Annotated in this window: 20 protein-coding genes; 13 read left to right on the forward strand and 7 right to left on the reverse strand. The window is 68.0% G+C overall.

Annotated features, from left to right (window positions below; translation table 11 throughout):
• Positions 1-5 precede the first annotated feature (5 nt).
• The 4 genes from grxD to hemA all read right to left on the reverse strand — a co-directional run bounded on the left by grxD (position 6) and on the right by hemA (position 3,678).
• On the reverse strand, positions 6-338 hold the full coding sequence (gene grxD / locus FB547_RS06210; RefSeq protein ID WP_145740465.1) for a Grx4 family monothiol glutaredoxin: 333 nt from the start codon (positions 336-338) through the stop codon (positions 6-8).
• A 29-nt stretch (positions 339-367) separates the two neighbouring features.
• The gene (prmC, locus tag FB547_RS06215) at positions 368-1,219 is read right to left on the reverse strand and encodes a peptide chain release factor N(5)-glutamine methyltransferase (protein ID WP_145740467.1); all 852 of its coding nucleotides are present in this window, start codon (positions 1,217-1,219) and stop codon (positions 368-370) included.
• Entirely contained in the window at positions 1,216-2,304 is a 1,089-nt protein-coding gene (gene prfA / locus FB547_RS06220) for a peptide chain release factor 1 (RefSeq protein ID WP_145740469.1), read from the reverse strand. Before prfA ends, prmC begins: the two co-directional genes overlap by 4 nt.
• Before the next feature lie 102 nt (positions 2,305-2,406).
• Positions 2,407-3,678 (reverse strand): glutamyl-tRNA reductase, encoded by a 1,272-nt coding sequence (gene hemA, locus FB547_RS06225; RefSeq protein ID WP_145740471.1) that lies wholly within the window; start codon positions 3,676-3,678, stop codon positions 2,407-2,409.
• A gap of 132 nt (positions 3,679-3,810) precedes the next feature.
• Here hemA and FB547_RS06230 point away from each other — a divergent pair, with 132 nt between their 5' ends.
• Both FB547_RS06230 and FB547_RS06235 read left to right on the forward strand, forming a co-directional pair.
• Positions 3,811-4,086 (forward strand): hypothetical protein, encoded by a 276-nt coding sequence (locus FB547_RS06230; protein ID WP_145740473.1) that lies wholly within the window; start codon positions 3,811-3,813, stop codon positions 4,084-4,086.
• Between the two features lie 157 nt (positions 4,087-4,243).
• Entirely contained in the window at positions 4,244-5,011 is a 768-nt protein-coding gene (locus FB547_RS06235) for a Crp/Fnr family transcriptional regulator (protein ID WP_145740474.1), read from the forward strand.
• A 9-nt stretch (positions 5,012-5,020) separates the two neighbouring features.
• Here FB547_RS06235 and FB547_RS06240 read toward each other — a convergent pair whose 3' ends face one another.
• From FB547_RS06240 to flgA, 3 genes are all read right to left on the reverse strand, one after another.
• Positions 5,021-5,467, reverse strand: coding sequence for a flagella synthesis protein FlgN (locus FB547_RS06240; protein ID WP_145740476.1), 447 nt, complete (start codon positions 5,465-5,467; stop codon positions 5,021-5,023).
• Between the two features lie 5 nt (positions 5,468-5,472).
• Positions 5,473-5,769 carry a flagellar biosynthesis anti-sigma factor FlgM gene (gene flgM, locus FB547_RS06245; protein WP_145740478.1) on the reverse strand — a complete coding sequence of 99 codons (297 nt, stop codon included), beginning with the start codon at positions 5,767-5,769 and terminating at the stop codon, positions 5,473-5,475.
• An 82-nt stretch (positions 5,770-5,851) separates the two neighbouring features.
• Positions 5,852-6,565 carry a flagellar basal body P-ring formation chaperone FlgA gene (gene flgA / locus FB547_RS06250; protein WP_145740480.1) on the reverse strand — a complete coding sequence of 238 codons (714 nt, stop codon included), beginning with the start codon at positions 6,563-6,565 and terminating at the stop codon, positions 5,852-5,854.
• Between the two features lie 166 nt (positions 6,566-6,731).
• Here flgA and flgB point away from each other — a divergent pair, with 166 nt between their 5' ends.
• The 11 genes from flgB to FB547_RS06310 all read left to right on the forward strand — a co-directional run.
• A complete protein-coding gene (flgB, locus tag FB547_RS06255) occupies positions 6,732-7,142 on the forward strand; it encodes a flagellar basal body rod protein FlgB (protein ID WP_145740482.1) in 411 nt (136 codons plus the stop codon).
• A gap of 15 nt (positions 7,143-7,157) precedes the next feature.
• A complete protein-coding gene (flgC, locus tag FB547_RS06260; protein WP_124960768.1) occupies positions 7,158-7,574 on the forward strand; it encodes a flagellar basal body rod protein FlgC in 417 nt (138 codons plus the stop codon).
• A 23-nt stretch (positions 7,575-7,597) separates the two neighbouring features.
• Positions 7,598-8,284 (forward strand): flagellar hook assembly protein FlgD, encoded by a 687-nt coding sequence (locus FB547_RS06265; RefSeq protein WP_145740484.1) that lies wholly within the window; start codon positions 7,598-7,600, stop codon positions 8,282-8,284.
• Between the two features lie 92 nt (positions 8,285-8,376).
• Positions 8,377-9,591: a flagellar hook protein FlgE gene (flgE, locus tag FB547_RS06270; RefSeq protein WP_027730591.1), complete on the forward strand. Its 1,215-nt coding sequence runs from the start codon at positions 8,377-8,379 to the stop codon at positions 9,589-9,591.
• A gap of 7 nt (positions 9,592-9,598) precedes the next feature.
• A complete protein-coding gene (locus FB547_RS06275; protein ID WP_145740485.1) occupies positions 9,599-10,345 on the forward strand; it encodes a flagellar basal body rod protein FlgF in 747 nt (248 codons plus the stop codon).
• 41 nt (positions 10,346-10,386) lie between these two features.
• On the forward strand, positions 10,387-11,169 hold the full coding sequence (flgG, locus tag FB547_RS06280) for a flagellar basal-body rod protein FlgG (RefSeq protein ID WP_018906819.1): 783 nt from the start codon (positions 10,387-10,389) through the stop codon (positions 11,167-11,169).
• Between the two features lie 98 nt (positions 11,170-11,267).
• Positions 11,268-11,939 (forward strand): flagellar basal body L-ring protein FlgH, encoded by a 672-nt coding sequence (locus tag FB547_RS06285; protein WP_145740487.1) that lies wholly within the window; start codon positions 11,268-11,270, stop codon positions 11,937-11,939.
• A gap of 116 nt (positions 11,940-12,055) precedes the next feature.
• Positions 12,056-13,171, forward strand: coding sequence for a flagellar basal body P-ring protein FlgI (locus tag FB547_RS06295; RefSeq protein ID WP_145740489.1), 1,116 nt, complete (start codon positions 12,056-12,058; stop codon positions 13,169-13,171).
• Between the two features lie 8 nt (positions 13,172-13,179).
• Positions 13,180-14,151 (forward strand): flagellar assembly peptidoglycan hydrolase FlgJ, encoded by a 972-nt coding sequence (flgJ, locus tag FB547_RS06300; protein WP_145740491.1) that lies wholly within the window; start codon positions 13,180-13,182, stop codon positions 14,149-14,151.
• Between the two features lie 10 nt (positions 14,152-14,161).
• Positions 14,162-14,668: a chemotaxis protein CheW gene (locus FB547_RS06305; RefSeq protein ID WP_145740493.1), complete on the forward strand. Its 507-nt coding sequence runs from the start codon at positions 14,162-14,164 to the stop codon at positions 14,666-14,668.
• Between the two features lie 24 nt (positions 14,669-14,692).
• The coding region (locus tag FB547_RS06310; protein ID WP_145740495.1) for an MCP four helix bundle domain-containing protein at positions 14,693-15,553 on the forward strand (861 nt) is incomplete at its 3' end.

Genomic DNA, 15,553 nt, shown 5'->3' on the forward strand with positions numbered 1-15,553 from the left:
GGAAATCAGGCCGCGTTGCTGCTGCCGCCCAGCACCTGCTGCAGCTCGCCCGACTCGTACATCTCCATCATGATGTCCGAGCCGCCGACGAATTCGCCCTTCACGTAGAGCTGGGGAATCGTCGGCCAGTTGCTGTATTCCTTGATGCCCTGGCGGATGCCGTCGTCTTCGAGCACGTTGACGGTCTTGAGCGTCCTGGTGTCGACGCCGACCGCCTTGAGGATCTGGATCGCGCGGCCGGAGAAGCCGCACATCGGAAAGCTGGCGTTGCCCTTCATGAAGAGCACGAGGTCGTTGGACTTGACGAGATCGTCGATGCGTTGCTGGGCGTCGGACATGGGGACTCCTGAAAAATGGGCTGGGGGGATTATTTCACCGTGCGCCAGATCCCGCCGGAACAGCGCTGGATGCCGGCAAGGTCATCGCGGCTTTGCACCTCGGCAAAGCCGCGCGTCTGGAGCAGCTGGCGCACGGCCGCGGCCTGGTCGTGGCCGTGCTCGAGCAGCAGCCAGCCGCCGTCCGCAAGGTGCGCGGGGGCCTGCTGCACGATCTGCCGGATATCGGCCAGCCCGTCGGGCCCGGCCACCAGCGCCGCCAGCGGCTCGTGCTGCAGCGCCGCCAGGTGCGGGTCGCCGGCTGCGATGTAGGGAGGATTGCTGGCAATGACCGCATAGCCGCCGGCCGCGCCGTCGAGCCAATGGGCCCGGCGAAAGCGCACCGGCAGGCCCAGGCGCTGCGCATTGGCCTCGGCGACCGCCAGTGCATCGGCGCTGGCATCGACCGCATCGACCTCTGCATCGGGGCGCGCATGCTGCAGCGCCAGCGCGATCGCGCCACTGCCGGTGCCCAGGTCGAGCACGCGCGGGGCACTGCGTCCCTCGAGGCATTGCAGGGCCCAGTCGACCAGCGTTTCGGTGTCGGGGCGCGGCACCAGCACCCGCGCGTCCACCTGCAGGCCGAGGCCGTGGAATTCCTTTTCGCCGAGCAGGTAGGCCACCGGCTCGCCCGCCAGCCGGCGCGGCAGCTGCGCCGAAAGCGCCGACCAGGCCGCGTCGGAAACGGCGTCGGTGTCGTGCGCCAGCAGCCAGGCGCGGTCGTTCGGCGCGCGGCCGAGCGCATGCAGCAGCAGCAGTTGCGCGTCGAGCCGGTCGATGCCCAGCGCCACGGCCGCGGCCAGCGCCTGCGCCACGGTGGATGGCGTGGTGGCCGTGGCCGTCATGCCGGCAGGCTCGATTCGAGCTCGGCCAGCTGCTCGGCCTCGCGCGCGGCGCGCAGCGCGTCCAGCACGTCGCCGAGGTCGCCCTCCATGATGGCCTGCAGCTTGTAGAGCGTGAGGTTGATGCGGTGGTCGGTGAGCCGGCCCTGCGGGAAGTTGTAGGTGCGGATGCGGTCGGAGCGGTCGCCGCTGCCGATCAGCCCCTTGCGCATGGCGGCGTCCTTGGCGGCGCGCTCGCTGCGGTCCTTTTCCTGGATGCGCGCGGACAGCACCTGCAGCGCCTTAGCCTTGTTGCGGTGCTGGCTGCGGTCGTCCTGGCACTCGGCCACGATGCCCGTCGGGATGTGCGTGATGCGCACGGCCGAGTCGGTCTTGTTGATGTGCTGGCCGCCGGCGCCGCTCGCGCGGTAGGTGTCGATGCGCAGGTCGGCCGGGTTGATCTGCACCGCCACGGTTTCGTCGGGCTCGGCCAGCACGGCGACGGTGCAGGCGCTGGTATGGATGCGGCCCTGGGTCTCGGTGGCCGGCACGCGCTGCACGCGGTGGCCGCCCGATTCGAAGCGCAGGCGGCCAAAAACATCGTTGCCGGCGATGCGGATCACCACTTCCTTGTAGCCGCCGAGCTCGCTTTCGCTCTCGCTCACCACTTCGCAGCGCCAGCCGGCGCGCTCGCAGTAGCGCGTGTACATGCGCAGCAGGTCGCCCGCGAACAGCGCCGACTCGTCGCCGCCGGTGCCGGCGCGGATTTCGAGGAAGGCATTGCGTGCGTCGTCCGGGTCCTTGGGCAGCAGCAGGCGCTGCAGCTCTTCCTCGAGCTGCACGAGCTCGGCCTGCGCGCCCGCGATTTCTTCGCGCGCCATCTCGGCCATGTCGGGGTCTTCGAGCATTTCGGCCGCACCGGCGATGTCGGCTTCGCGCTGCTTGTAGCGCTCGTAGCGGCCGGCGATCTGGGTGATCTCGGCATGCTCGCGCGAGATGGTGCGGTACTGCGCCATGTCGCTCATGATGTCTTCGCGCGAAAGCAGGAAATCGAGTTCGCCGAGGCGGGCGGCGTAGCGTTCGAGTTGGTGGCGCAGAAAGGTCTTCACGGCGGAAAGGAGCTCGAAAAAATGGGGGGAAGGGCGCCGCGGTGCCGCGGCAGGGCGCATGTGGGACCGCGGCCGGCGAGGCCGGGCCGCTGGCGAGCGTCGCTAACGCTCTTTGCGCAGGAACAGGCGCGAGATGGTCTGCGCGGTGTGCTCGCGCGATGCCGCATCGCCCGCGTGCAGTTCGGCCATGGCGCCGTGCAGCAGCTTCTGCGTGAGCCCGCGCGACAGGGCCTCGAGCACCGCATCGACCGGCTCGCCCCGGGCCAGCAGCTTGCGCGCGCGGGCCATTTCGGCGGCGCGCCATTCGTCGGCCTGGGCATTGAGCTGCTGGATCAGCGGCACGGTGCCGCGCTGGCCCAGCCAGTGCATGAAGCTCTGCACGCCGGCGTCGATGATGACCTCGGCCTGCGCCACGGCGGCCTGGCGGTTGGCCTGGCCCTGCTGCACCACCTGGGCGAGGTCGTCGACCGTATAGAGATAGATATCCTCGAGCGCCTTCACCTCGGGCTCGATGTCGCGCGGCACGGCCAGGTCGACCATGAACATCGGGCGGTGCTTGCGGGCCTTGAGCGCGCGTTCGACGGCGCCCAGGCCGATGATCGGCAGCGTGCTGGCGGTGCAGCTCACCACGATGTCGAACTCGGCCAGCCGGTTCGGCAGGTCGGCCAGCCGCATCGCCTCGCCGCCGAAGCGCGAAGCCAGCTTTTCGCCGCGCTCGAGCGTGCGGTTGGCAATGGCGATGGCCTTCGGGTCCTTGGCCGCGAAATGCGTGGCGGCCAGGTCGATCATTTCGCCCGCGCCGACGAACAGCACGCGCGTCTGGTGCAGGTCTTCGAACAGCTGGCCGGCCAGCCGGACGGCCGCCGCGGCCATGCTGATGGAATGCGCGCCGATCTCGGTGGCGGTGCGCACCTCTTTCGCGACCGCGAAGGAACGCTGGAACAGCTGGTTGAGCGTGCTGCCGAGTGCGCCGGCGGTTTCGGCCGCGCGCACGGCGTCCTTCATCTGGCCGAGGATCTGGGCCTCGCCGAGCACCATGGAATCGAGCCCGCTGGCTACCCGGAAGACGTGGCGCGCGGCCTCGTCGTCGTGCAGCGTATAGGCATGCGAGCGCAGCAGCGCGGGCGCGACGCCGCCGCTTTCGGCCAGCCAGCCGACCGTGTGGTCGAGCGCGGCATGCTCGGCGGCGCAGTAGATCTCGGTGCGGTTGCAGGTGGAGATGATCGCGGCCTCGACCTGCGGATGGCGGCCGCTGGCGAAGGAGCTGCGCAGGCTCTGCAGCGTGGGTGCCAGCTGATCGAGCGCGAACGCGAAACGACCGCGCAGATCGAGCGGCGCGGTCGTGTGGTTCAACCCGAGGGTCCAGACTGACATATCCACTGATTATAAAATCAGCAGCAGCCGTGCGGCCGCGGAGGGGCTTGGCCGCATGCAACTCCACATAAAACAAGGGCGCCGCGAGCGCCCTTGGCTTTATCCGGCGGCCCTCGATACCCATTCCTACCCATGTCCCTGCTGGATCTCCTCAATCACCTGCTGAACTTCGTGGCGCCCGCGCTGACCGTCGGCTTCCTGTGCGCGCTCATGGGCCGGGCCTTCCGGCGCAAGGCGGGCGGCCGGGCATGGTGGGCCCAGGGCGCGATCAATTCAGGCGTGGGAGCGCTGGTGTTGCTGGTCGGGGTGGTCCTTTCGGGCCGCGACGGCGCGATGGCGACCTACGCGGCACTCGTTGTCGCCTGCGGTACAAGCCAATGGCTGGTTTCGGACGGCTGGCGCAAGTAGTTTTCGTCAAGTCATGCGATGATGTCGCGTGTCCAGATGTTACTGACTGTTAGCATATGAATCTCATCTGGTAAATATTCACATTTTGAAGAGCGGGAAGAGTTGCAGGCAGCCGCTTTGAGCCAATATGCGGCAAGGCAGCCCATGGACGGTACAGATGTATTTGCATCCTCTTATTGCCAGCGTTCCCCCGGATGAGCGCACAGCCTTTGTCCAGCGCATCGAACTTCGGTCCTACCGGCGCAACGAAGTCGTGCTGGCGGCGGACGAATGGTCCGACCGCATCTACTGCGTGGCCACGGGCCTGCTGCGGGTGGTCGTGCAGGGGAGCGAAGACAGCGGCGACGTCACGACCGACTTCATCCGCCAGGACGACTTCTTCCTGAACTCGGCCCTGATCGAGGAGCGCTACCAGGCCGGCGCGACACTGGTGGCGGCATTGCCCACCTCGCTGTACCTGGTGCCCACGCTGGAATTCAAGGCGCTATGCGACCGCCATCCGGCCGTGACGATGGGCCTGCTCGATGTGGTGATGAAGCGCACCACGGTGCTGCGCAGGCAGATCCGGCAGATTTCATCGGCTTCGTCGGAGCGGCTCATCAGCCGCATCCTGCACGAACTCACCGTCCTGGCCCCGGGCACCGACGGCGGCTACGACAAGCGCATCACCCAGTCGGTCATCGCCTCCTATTCGGGGCTTTCCAGGATGCAGGTCAACAAGACCATGCGGGACCTGGAACGCCGCGGCCTGGTCAGGAGGGACGAGCACGGGGTCTATGTGCCGCCGCATTTCGCGTCGTCGGATTTCCAGGAGCTGCCGTCCGCCGAGCCGAGCCGCGCTGCCAAGGACTCGGGTGAGGTGAATCCGTCGTTCTTCTCGGAGCTGTTCGAGGCGCCGCCCAAGTCGGGCAAGTCCCGCAAGTAGGTTTGCGGCTCAGCCCACCGCCAGCCGCGTTCCCGCGGCGCTGGCGGGCTTGCGGATGCCGTCCGGCCCGTAGAAGGGCTGCGCGCCGGCCTGCAGGTAGTGCAGCGCGTTGTGCGTGAAGTCGAGCTGGCTGTACACCATGGCGCCGTTGCGGCGGTTGCTGGCCTTGGCCTGCTGCGCCAGTTCGACCAGCGCCGTCCAGGCGGCGAGCGAGGCCTCGCCGTCTGCCGCGGCGGCGGCATCGGCACCCGCGCGCCCGGGCTCGAAACCCCGCGCCACCTGGGCCGATTCGCGCGCCTGGTCGAGTGCCGCCATGCGGTCGAGCAGGCCGGCCTTGCGCCCGATAAGCACGGGCAGCTCGGCAAAGAGGCCGTTCTTCATGGCCTGCGCCTCCTGCTCCAGCACCGACAGGAATTCCTCGACACAGGCTTTTTCGGCCAACAGGTGAACCAGCATGGCGTTCAGAGCTTTCCGTTTTCGTGGAGCAGGTCGCGCACGCTGGCGAGCAAGCCGCGCGCGATGCGGTCGGGGTGGATTTCGTAGCGCCCGGCCCGGATGTCCTCGCGGATCGAGGCAACGCGCGCCGCGTCGAAGTCGGAATTGGGCGCCTCGGGCATCGAATGCACCTGGGCCGACGAGAGCTTCACCGCGTTCCTGCCGCCCTGGACGGCATCGGTGCCGCTGGCGGGCGAGGACGCTGCGCCCTTGTTCGTTCGGGGGAGCGGTGTGGCCGAAGGGGCGAATGGATCGATTTTCAAGATGGTTCCTCAAAGGGCTGCCTGATGTATCGGCAGTTCGGGCCAGAACTTTAGGGCAGTGCGCATCGCGGCATGAATGCGGCTACTGCGGCAGGCGGATCTGGCCTTCCCCGTCGGCCACGCCGCTGACCATGCGGCCGTCCACGGTCCTGGCCCGCACGGCCGCGCCCGCGCTGGCGCTGGTCATCGCCCGCGCTTCGGTGCTGACGACGTAGCCCGGGCCTTCGGCAACGACCTTGATGGTCTGGCCCTGCTGGATCACGGCCACGCCGCGCATCAGTTCGCGCCTGAGCGGCGCGCCGGCCGCGATGCGGTTGGTGGCCACCACGCCCTGCAGTTCGGCGGCGTCGGTCACGACCGAGCGCGGCAGCGCGCTGAGATCGCCGTCGCGGATGGTGAAGTCGCCCGCAGACAGGGCCTGGCCGGTATCGATGTTGCGCGCGGCCACCAGGTAGCGCCCCTCGACCGCGACATGGGCCAGCACATAGCGCGTCCAGGGCTTCAGCTCCGAATGGCAGCGCAGGCCCACCGACACCCGGCCCCACGCCGCGGCACCGCGCGGCAGGAAGGCCTCGAGCGCATCGCAGGCCGGCAGCGGATCCGATGCCGGCGCCTCGACGCGGATGGCGACCTTGCCCGGCAGTCCGGCGGCCTGGGCCTGCAGCAGCCGGTCGACGGCGGCGCGCGCATCGCCCGCGAGCGGCGCCGCAGCCACGCACATCGCCGCGCTCAACCCCGCCGCCAGGGCTGGCAGCACGAGCTTCAGGCGGTGCGGGCGACAGGAGATTTTTTCCATGATGGGTGCCCGGCAATTCTAGGAAGGCGCACCCGATCCGAAGATTCGAAGTGCACGCCAAATGCCCCTTTGTTCGGGCCATTGCGAACGCAGTGCATGCATAGACTCGCTTTCCATCTGTCGCCATGCCCCGCCAGGGACGCGACGCCTCGAAAGATGGAAACACATGATCGACAAGCTGGATGCGGCGCTTCGCTTCAACCGCGAAGCGCTGAACCTTCGGACGCAGCGCCAGGAAGTGCTGGCTGCCAACATCGCCCACGCCGACACGCCCAACTACAAGGCGCGTGACTTCGATTTCGCGAGCCGCCTGACGCAGGCGGTCGAGCACGGCCGCGCAGCGCAGCAGCCGGTGCAGATGGCCGCCACGTCGGCGCGCCACATCCAGGCCGATGCGCTGCCCTCGATGCCCGAGCGCGACCTGCTGTACCGCGTGCCGAGCCAGGCCAGCATCGACGGCAACACGGTCGAGATGGATGCCGAGCGCATCAACTTCGCCGACAACGCGCTGCGCTATGAAGCCAATCTCACGGTGGTCGGCGCCAAGATCAAGTCGCTGCTCTCCGCCGCGCAATAAGAAGAGGAGCCGCACATGCCCCATCCCGGCGCATCCATGAACATCTTCAGCGTGGCGGGCTCCGCCATGGCCGCGCAGTCGCAGCGCATGAACGTGACGGCCAGCAACCTCGCCAACGCCGAGAGCGTGGCCGGCCCCGACGGCAAGCCCTACCGCGCCAAGCAGGTGGTCTTCGAAGTGGCCGCCTCGGGCCAGCAGGACATCGGCGGCGTGAAGGTGGCCGGCGTCATCGAGGACCCCTCACCGCTGAAGATGGTCTTCGACCCGAAGAACCCGCATGCCGATGCCAAGGGCTACGTGGCCATGCCCAACGTCAACGTGGTCGAGGAGATGACCAACATGATCTCCGCCTCGCGCAGCTACCAGGCCAACGTCGAGGTGCTCAACACCGCCAAGACGCTGATGGTCAAGACGCTGAGCATCGGCCAGTAAACCCCCACATCCCAACAAGAACCATGGCCATCTCCGACACCTCTTCCATCTCCGGGCTCAACGCAGCCACCGCCGCTTCGAGCGCCGGCAACGTCTCGGGAGCGGACAGCGAGCAGCGCTTCCTGAAGCTGCTGGTGACGCAGCTCAACAACCAGGACCCGCTCAACCCGATGGAGAACGCCGAGCTCACCTCGCAGCTCGCGCAGATGAGCACCGTGAGCGGCATCGAGCGCCTCAACACCGCGCTCAGCGGACTGGTGAACCAGACCGGCGCCAACCAGGTGCTGCAGGCGGCATCGCTCATTGGCTACAACGTGCTGTCGCCCGGCAACACCATCGCCGCCGCGGAGCCGAAGGCCGGCGAGGCGCCGGCGGCCGTGCCCTTTGCCGTGCAGCTGCCGGCCACCGCCGGCACCGTCGAAGTGAAGATCGTCAATGCCGCGGGCAACACCGTGCGCACCTTGACGCTCGGCCCGATGACCGAAGGCGTCAATGCCGTCAGCTGGGACGGCAAGGCCGACGACGGCTCCACGGCCCCGGCGGGCGCCTACAGCTTCAGTGTCTCGGCTGCCAACAACGGTACGCGCGTGGAGGCCACTTCGCTGGTCTTCTCGCAAGTGGCCGCCGTCAAGCAGGGCGCCAGCGGCGTCACGCTCGAACTCATGTCGGGCCAGAGCATCGGCCTGGCCGACGTGCGCATGTTCCTCTGAGCAGCTGCCGCGTGCTGTCTTCCTCATCGGCAGCGGCCCGTGCGCCGCAGGCCATTTCTTCTTCTTCATTGCACTGAAACAAGGATTCGATCATGGGCTTTTCCCAAGGCATCAGCGGCCTGTCCGCAGCCGCCGCCAACCTGGACGTCATCGGCAACAACATCGCCAACTCCGGCACGGTCGGCTTCAAGTCGGGCGCGGCGACCTTCCAGGACGTGTATGCAGGCTCGCGCGTCGGCCTGGGCGTGGCGGTGTCGGGCATCGTGCAGAACTTCACGCAGGGCTCGGTGCAGACCAGCAGCCGGCCGCTGGACGTGGCGATCCTCAACGGCGACGGCTTCTTCCGCCTCAGCAGCCCGAGCGGCGAGGTGATGTATTCGCGCAATGGCCAGTTCACGCGCGACAAGGACGGCTTCATCGTCAATGCCGCCGGCCTGCGCCTGACGGGCTACGGCGTCTCCGCGACGGGCGGCCTGGACGGCGGCACGCCGGGCCCGCTGCAGGTCCAGACCACGGCCATGAGCCCGAAGGCGACCACCGCCATCAACGCCACTTTCAACCTGGACGCGCGCGGCACGGTGCCCACCAAGACGCCGTTCTCCGCGACCGATTCGGCCACCTTCAATTATTCGAATGCGCTCGGCCCGGTGTTCGATTCGCTCGGCAATCCGCATGAGCTCGGCGTCTTCTTCGTGAAGACCGGCGCCAATGCCTGGGACGTGTATGGCGCGGCCGACGGCAGCGCGCTCAATGGCGGCGCGCCGATCTCGACGATGAGCTTCGACGGCAACGGCAACCTGCTCACGCCCGCCGGCGGCAAGCTGACGCTGCCGGCCATGAACTTCGGCAACGGCTCGGTGGCGCTCAACGCCACGGTCGACCTCTCGGGCACCACGCAGTTCGGCAACGTCAACGAGATCAAGACGCTCAAGCAGGACGGCTACACCTCGGGCACGCTGACCTCGTTCTCGATCAACCCCGACGGCACCATCACCGGCAAGTTCTCCAACGAACAGACCACGCTGATGGGCCAGGTGGTGCTGACCTCCTTCGCCAATCCCAACGGCCTGGAGCCGATGGGCGAGAACGTCTGGGGCGAAACGCTGGCCTCGGGCCAGCCGCTCACCGGCACGCCGGGCGCGGGCACCAAGCAGGGCTCGCTCGCCTCGGGCGCGCTGGAGGCATCGAACGTCGACCTGACCTCCGAACTCGTCAACCTGATCGTTGCGCAGCGCAGCTACCAGGCCAATGCGCAGACGGTGAAGACGCAGGATCAGGTCGTCCAGACCCTGATCAACATCCGCTGAGCCGCCCATGGACCGCATGCTGTATGTCGCGATGAGCGGCGCCAAGCAGGCCATGGAGCAGCAGGCTTCGGTCGCCAACAACATGGCGAACGCCTCCACGCCCGGGTTCCGCGCGCAGATCAACAGCTTTCGCGCCGTGCCGGTGACCGGTGGCACGCAAGCACCGACGCGCGCCTACGTGGTCGCCACCACGCCCGGCGCCGACTTCAGCCACGGTCCGCTCACGGAAACCGGCCGCGCGCTCGATGTCGCCATCCACGGCGACGGCTGGCTCGCGGTGCAGACGCCCGACGGCGGCGAGGCCTACACCCGCGTGGGCAACCTGCAGGTGAACGCCGAAGGCCAGCTCACGACCATGGGCTCGCTGCCCGTGGCCGGCGATGCCGGCGCGCTGGTGGTGCCGCCCGGCTCCACCGTCGCGATCGCCGCCAACGGCCTGGTCACGGCACGCGGCGCCGGCGACCCGGCCATCGGCATTGCCGAGGTGGGCCGGCTGAAGCTGGTCAACCCGCCCGTGGCCGACCTGGTGCGCGGCGCCGACGGCCTCTTTCGCATGCGCGAGGGCCTGCCGCCGGCCGAGCCCGATGCGGCCGTGAGCGTGACCACCGGCGCGGTCGAGGGCAGCAACGTCAATGGCGTGGAGGCCATGGTGGCCATGATCGCCAACGCCCGCAGCTTCGAGATGCAGATGAAGTCGATGCGCAGCGCGGACGAGAACGCGCAGTCGGCCAACAAGCTGCTGGCGTACGGCTGAGCCCGCGTCCCACTCCCAAACTTTCCAAGGATTTTTTCGTCATGATGCGCTCGCTCTACATCGCCAAGACCGGCCTGGATGCCCAGCAGACCCAACTCGACGTGGTGTCGAACAACCTCGCCAACGTCGGCACCACGGGCTTCAAGCGAAGCCGCGCCGTGTTCGAGGACCTGATGTACCAGAACCTGCGCCAGGTCGGTGGCCAGACCTCGGACCAGACCCGGCTGCCTTCGGGCCTGCAGGTGGGCACCGGCGTGCACGTGGTCGCGACCGAGCGCATCCACTCGCAGGGCAACCTCACCAAGACCGACAAGCCGACGGACGTGGCCATCAACGGCGGCGGCTTCTTCCAGGTGCTGATGCCCGACGGCACCACCGCCTACACGCGCGACGGCTCGTTCCAGACCGACCGCGACGGCCAGCTCGTCACGGCCAGCGGCTTCCCGGTGCAGCCGGCGATCACGCTGCCCGCCAACGCCACCAGCCTGACCGTCGGCCGCGACGGCATCGTGTCGATCACGCAGGCCGGGCAGACCAACACGGTGCAGGTCGGGCAGCTGCAGCTGGCCACCTTCCTGAACCCGGCCGGCCTGCAGAGCAAGGGCGAGAACCTGTATGCGGAAACCGACGCCTCCGGCGCGCCGAACCAGGTCAACCCCGGGATCGACGGCGCGGGCATCCTGAGCCAGGGCTATGTGGAGGCCTCGAACGTCAACGTGGTCGAGGAGCTGGTCAACATGATCGCCACGCAGCGCGCCTACGAGATCAACAGCAAGGCGGTCCAGACCTCGGACCAAATGCTGCAGCGTTTGGCGCAGTTATGACCTCCCCCAGTCTTCGCGCGCTTCGTGTCGCTGCGCCAACCCCCTCGCCGGGGGCGACACCGGCGGCCCGGCAGAGCCGGTTCCGCGGTGTCCCTGGAATGGGCCGCGGGCTGTGGATGGTGTTGGGGGCGTTGGCGGCAGCGGGATGTGCGCAGGTTCCGCGCGAGCCGCTGGTGCACCAGCCGATGACGGCGCGGGCGGACAACATGGCTTCGATGCCGCGGCGCGCCAACGGGGCGATCTTCCAGGACGGTCCCGGCGGCAGCGCGCTGTTCGAGGACCGCAGGCCGCGCAACGTGGGCGACATCCTGACCATCGTCATCAGCGAGCGGGTCAATGCGAGCAAGAACTCGGGCGCCTCGGCAAGCCGCACGGGCAGCATGGCTGCCGATTTCGCCGGCATTCCGAAGCTGCTGGGCTCGCTGCTCGACGGGCAGGACGCCAAGCTGTCGGGCGGCAACAAGCTCGATGCCAAGGGCGGTGCCAACGCCAACAACACCTTCAACGGCGTGATCACGGTCACGGTGGTGGACGTGATGCGCAACGGCAACCTGCTGGTCAGCGGCGAGAAGCAGATGGGCATCAACCAGGGCACCGAATACATCCGGTTCTCGGGTGTGGTCAACCCGCGCACGGTCTCGGGAACCAACACCGTGCCTTCGACGCTGGTGGCCGATGCGCGCATCGAATACACGGCCAAGGGCTACATCGACGAGGCCCAGCACATGGGCTGGATGCAGCGCTTCTTCCTCAACGTCATGCCGTTCTGATGACTCACCCCCAGTCTTCGCGCACTTCGTGTCGCTACGCCAACCCCCTCGCCGGGGGCGACGCCAGCGGCCCGGCAAAGCCGGTTCCGCGGCGTCCCGCGAAAGGGAATACCACCATGAATTTTTTCCGCAATGTGCGTTCGTTGATCGGCTTCGCGGCGCTGTGCGCCATCACCCTGTGTTCGCCGGCGCAGGCCGAGCGGCTGAAGGAACTCGCGAGCATCCAGGGCGTGCGCGACAACCCGCTGATCGGCTATGGCCTGATGGTCGGGCTCGACGGCACGGGCGACCAGACGATGCAGACGCCGTTCACCACGCAGAGCCTCAACAACATGCTGCAGCAGCTGGGCATCACGATTCCGCAGGGCGTGAACATGCAGCTCAAGAACGTGGCGGCGGTGATGGTCACGGCCACGCTGCCCTCGTTCGCGCGGCCGGGCCAGAACATCGACGTGACGGTGTCCTCGATGGGCAATGCCAAGAGCCTGCGCGGCGGCACGCTGCTGATGACGCCGCTCAAGGGGGTCGATGGGCAGGTGTATGCGATCGCGCAGGGCAACATGGTGGTTGGCGGCGCGGGCGCGTCGGCCAACGGCAGCAAGGCACAGGTCAACCAGCTTGGCTCGGGCCGCATTCCGGCCGGCGCGCTGGTGGAGCGCAGCGTCGAGGCACCGGTGGGCGGCGACAGCACGTTCACGCTCGAACTCAACCGCTCCGATTTCGGCACGGTGCAGCAGGCGGTCGACGCCATCAACCGGCAGTTCGGCGCGGGCACGGCGCAGGCGCTCGACGCCCGCGTGATCCAGGTGCAGGCGCCCGCGGCGCAGCAGCGCGTGGGCTTTCTCGCGCGGCTCGAAAGCCTGGAGGTCACGCCGACGCAGGCGGTCGCGCGCGTGGTGGTCAATGCGCGCACCGGCTCCGTGGTCATGAACCAGGCCGTGCGTGTGAACGACTGCGCGGTGGCGCACGGCAACCTCTCGGTGGTCATCAACACCGAGCCCGTGGTGAGCCAGCCCAATGCGTTTTCCGGCGGCTCCACGGTGGTCGGGCAGACCTCGCAGATCTCGATCAACCAGGGTGGCGGCGCGCTGCAGATGGTGCGCGGCGGCGCCTCGCTGGCCGACGTGATCAAGGGCTTGAACAGCCTGGGCGCCAATCCGCAGGACCTGGTGTCGATCCTGCAGGCCATGAAATCCGCCGGCGCGCTGCGTGCCGAGCTCGAGATCATCTGAGCATCGCCATGGCTATCACCGAAAGCAGAAGCGGCGCGCTGGACCAGCGCCTTGCACTCGACGTGCAGGGCGTCGATGCCTTGCGCTACACCGTGCGCAGCTCGCCCGAAGAGGGCCTGAAGCAGGTGTCGCGGCAGTTCGAGGCGCTGTTCATGAACATGGTGCTCAAGAGCATGCACGAGGCCACGCCTTCGAGCGGGCTGCTCGAGAACCGCGACCAGAAGATCTACATGTCGATGCTCGACCAGCAGCTCGCGCAGAACCTCTCGGGGCGCGGCGTGGGCCTGGCCGAAGCCATGCTCGCGCAGCTCAGCCGCGCGGCGCCCTCGGGCGAAGCAGACGGCAGCGGCAGCGAAGGCATCTCGCTCGCGCCTCGCGCCGGGATTCCTCTCACGCCGCAGTCGGGCATTCCGCTCGGCTCGTCGCCCTTGCCGTCCGCGCCGCCCCGGCCAGCGGCCGCATCGGTGGACCTGGGCATCTACCAGCGCAACAGCGACCGCTCGGCCGCGGGCGCCGTGGCCTCGCTGCAGGGCAGCGTCGACAGCTTCGTGCAGCGCATGGGTGGCTCCGCGCAGGTGGCGAGCGAGGCCAGCGGCGTGCCGGCGCCGCTGATCCTGGCGCAGGCCGCGCTCGAATCGGGCTGGGGCAAGCGCGAGATCCGCGCCGACGACGGCACCCAGAGCTTCAACCTGTTCGGCATCAAGGCCGACCGCGGCTGGAAGGGTCCGGTGGTGGAGACCACCACGACCGAATACGTGGACGGCGAACCGCAGCGCGTGCGCGCGAAGTTCAGGGCCTACGCCTCCTACGACGAGGCCTTCACCGACTACGCCCGGTTCATCACGCGCAACCCGCGCTACGCCAACGTGCTGGCCGCCGACACGCCCGCCGAGGCTGCGCACGGCCTGCAGAAGGCCGGCTACGCCACCGATCCGCAGTACGGGCAGAAGCTCGTTCGCATCATGCAGAAGTTCAGCTGAAGGAATTTATATGGCAGAGATCCTGACCCCCCCACCACATCGCGGCGCCGCGGCGCCTGCCACCTCGAGCCGGCTGGAGGTGGTGACCTTCACGCTGGGCCAGGAGGAATACGGCATCGACATCCAGAAGGTGCAGGAGCTGCGCGGCTACGACGCGGTGACGCGCATTGCGAATGCGCCGGAATACATCAAGGGCGTGGTGAACCTGCGCGGGATCATCGTTCCGATCATCGACATGCGCATCAAGTTCAGGCTGGGCACGCCGAGCTACGACCAGTTCACGGTGGTGATCGTGCTGAACATCGCAGGGCGGGTGGTGGGCATGGTGGTGGACAGCGTGTCGGACGTGATCACCTTGAGCGCGGAGCAGATCAAGCCGGCGCCGGAGATGGGCTCGGTGCTGGACACCGACTACCTGATCGGGCTGGGCACGCTGGACGAGCGGATGCTGATCCTGGTGGACATCGACCGGCTGATGTCCAGCGACGAAATGGGCCTGGTCGAAAAGATCGTCTGACATGACGCGCGAGGAGCAACCGGCATGAAGAACCTCAAGATCGGCACGCGCCTGGGCATCGGCTTTGCGCTGGTGCTGGCGCTCATGGCCTGCATCGCGGGCATCGGCGTGTTCCGCCTGCAGGGGGTGGGCGACGCGGTGCAGGAGATGGTGCAGCGCTCGCTCGTGAAGGAGCGCCTGGCCGCCCACTGGCTGCTGAACACCAGCAGCAACAGCGTGCGCACCTTTGCATTGGTCAAGAGCAACGATGCGGAAGTCCAGGAGTATCTGCAGAAGCAGATGAGCAAGACCAGCGCGGGCATCTCCGAGACGCAGGCCAGGCTCGAGGCCATGCTGGATTCGCCCGAGGAGCAGGCGATCAGTGCCGACATCAAGGAAAAGCGCAGCCAGTACGTGGGCCTGCGCAACGCCATCCTCAAGCTCAAGGCCGAAGGCAGGCAGGACGAGGCGGCCCGGCTCACCAACGACAAGCTGGTGCCGATGCTCGAGGTCTACGACGCGAGCATCCGCGGCATGCTGACGCACCAGGCCGAGCGGATCGACAAGGCCGCCGATGCCGTGGACAGCCTGAACCGCGCGGGCCGCATGAACGTGATCGTGCTGGCCGTGGCCGCGCTGCTGCTCGGCGCCGTGCTGGCATGGCTGCTGACCCGCAGCATCACGCGTCCGTTGACCGAGGCCGTGCGCGTGGCGCAGACCGTGGCGGATGGCAATCTCACCAGCCGCATCGAATCGTCGTCCCGCGACGAGACGGGCCAGCTGATGCTGGCATTGAAGAACATGAACGCGAGCCTGGCCACCGTGGTGAGCGGCGTGCGCCAGGGCACCGATGCGATCGCGACGGCCTCGGGCGAGATTGCCGCGGGCAACCAGGACCTGTCCTCG

Source organism: Variovorax beijingensis (genome assembly GCF_007828835.1).
Classification (GTDB): Bacteria; Pseudomonadota; Gammaproteobacteria; order Burkholderiales; family Burkholderiaceae_C; genus Variovorax; species Variovorax beijingensis_A.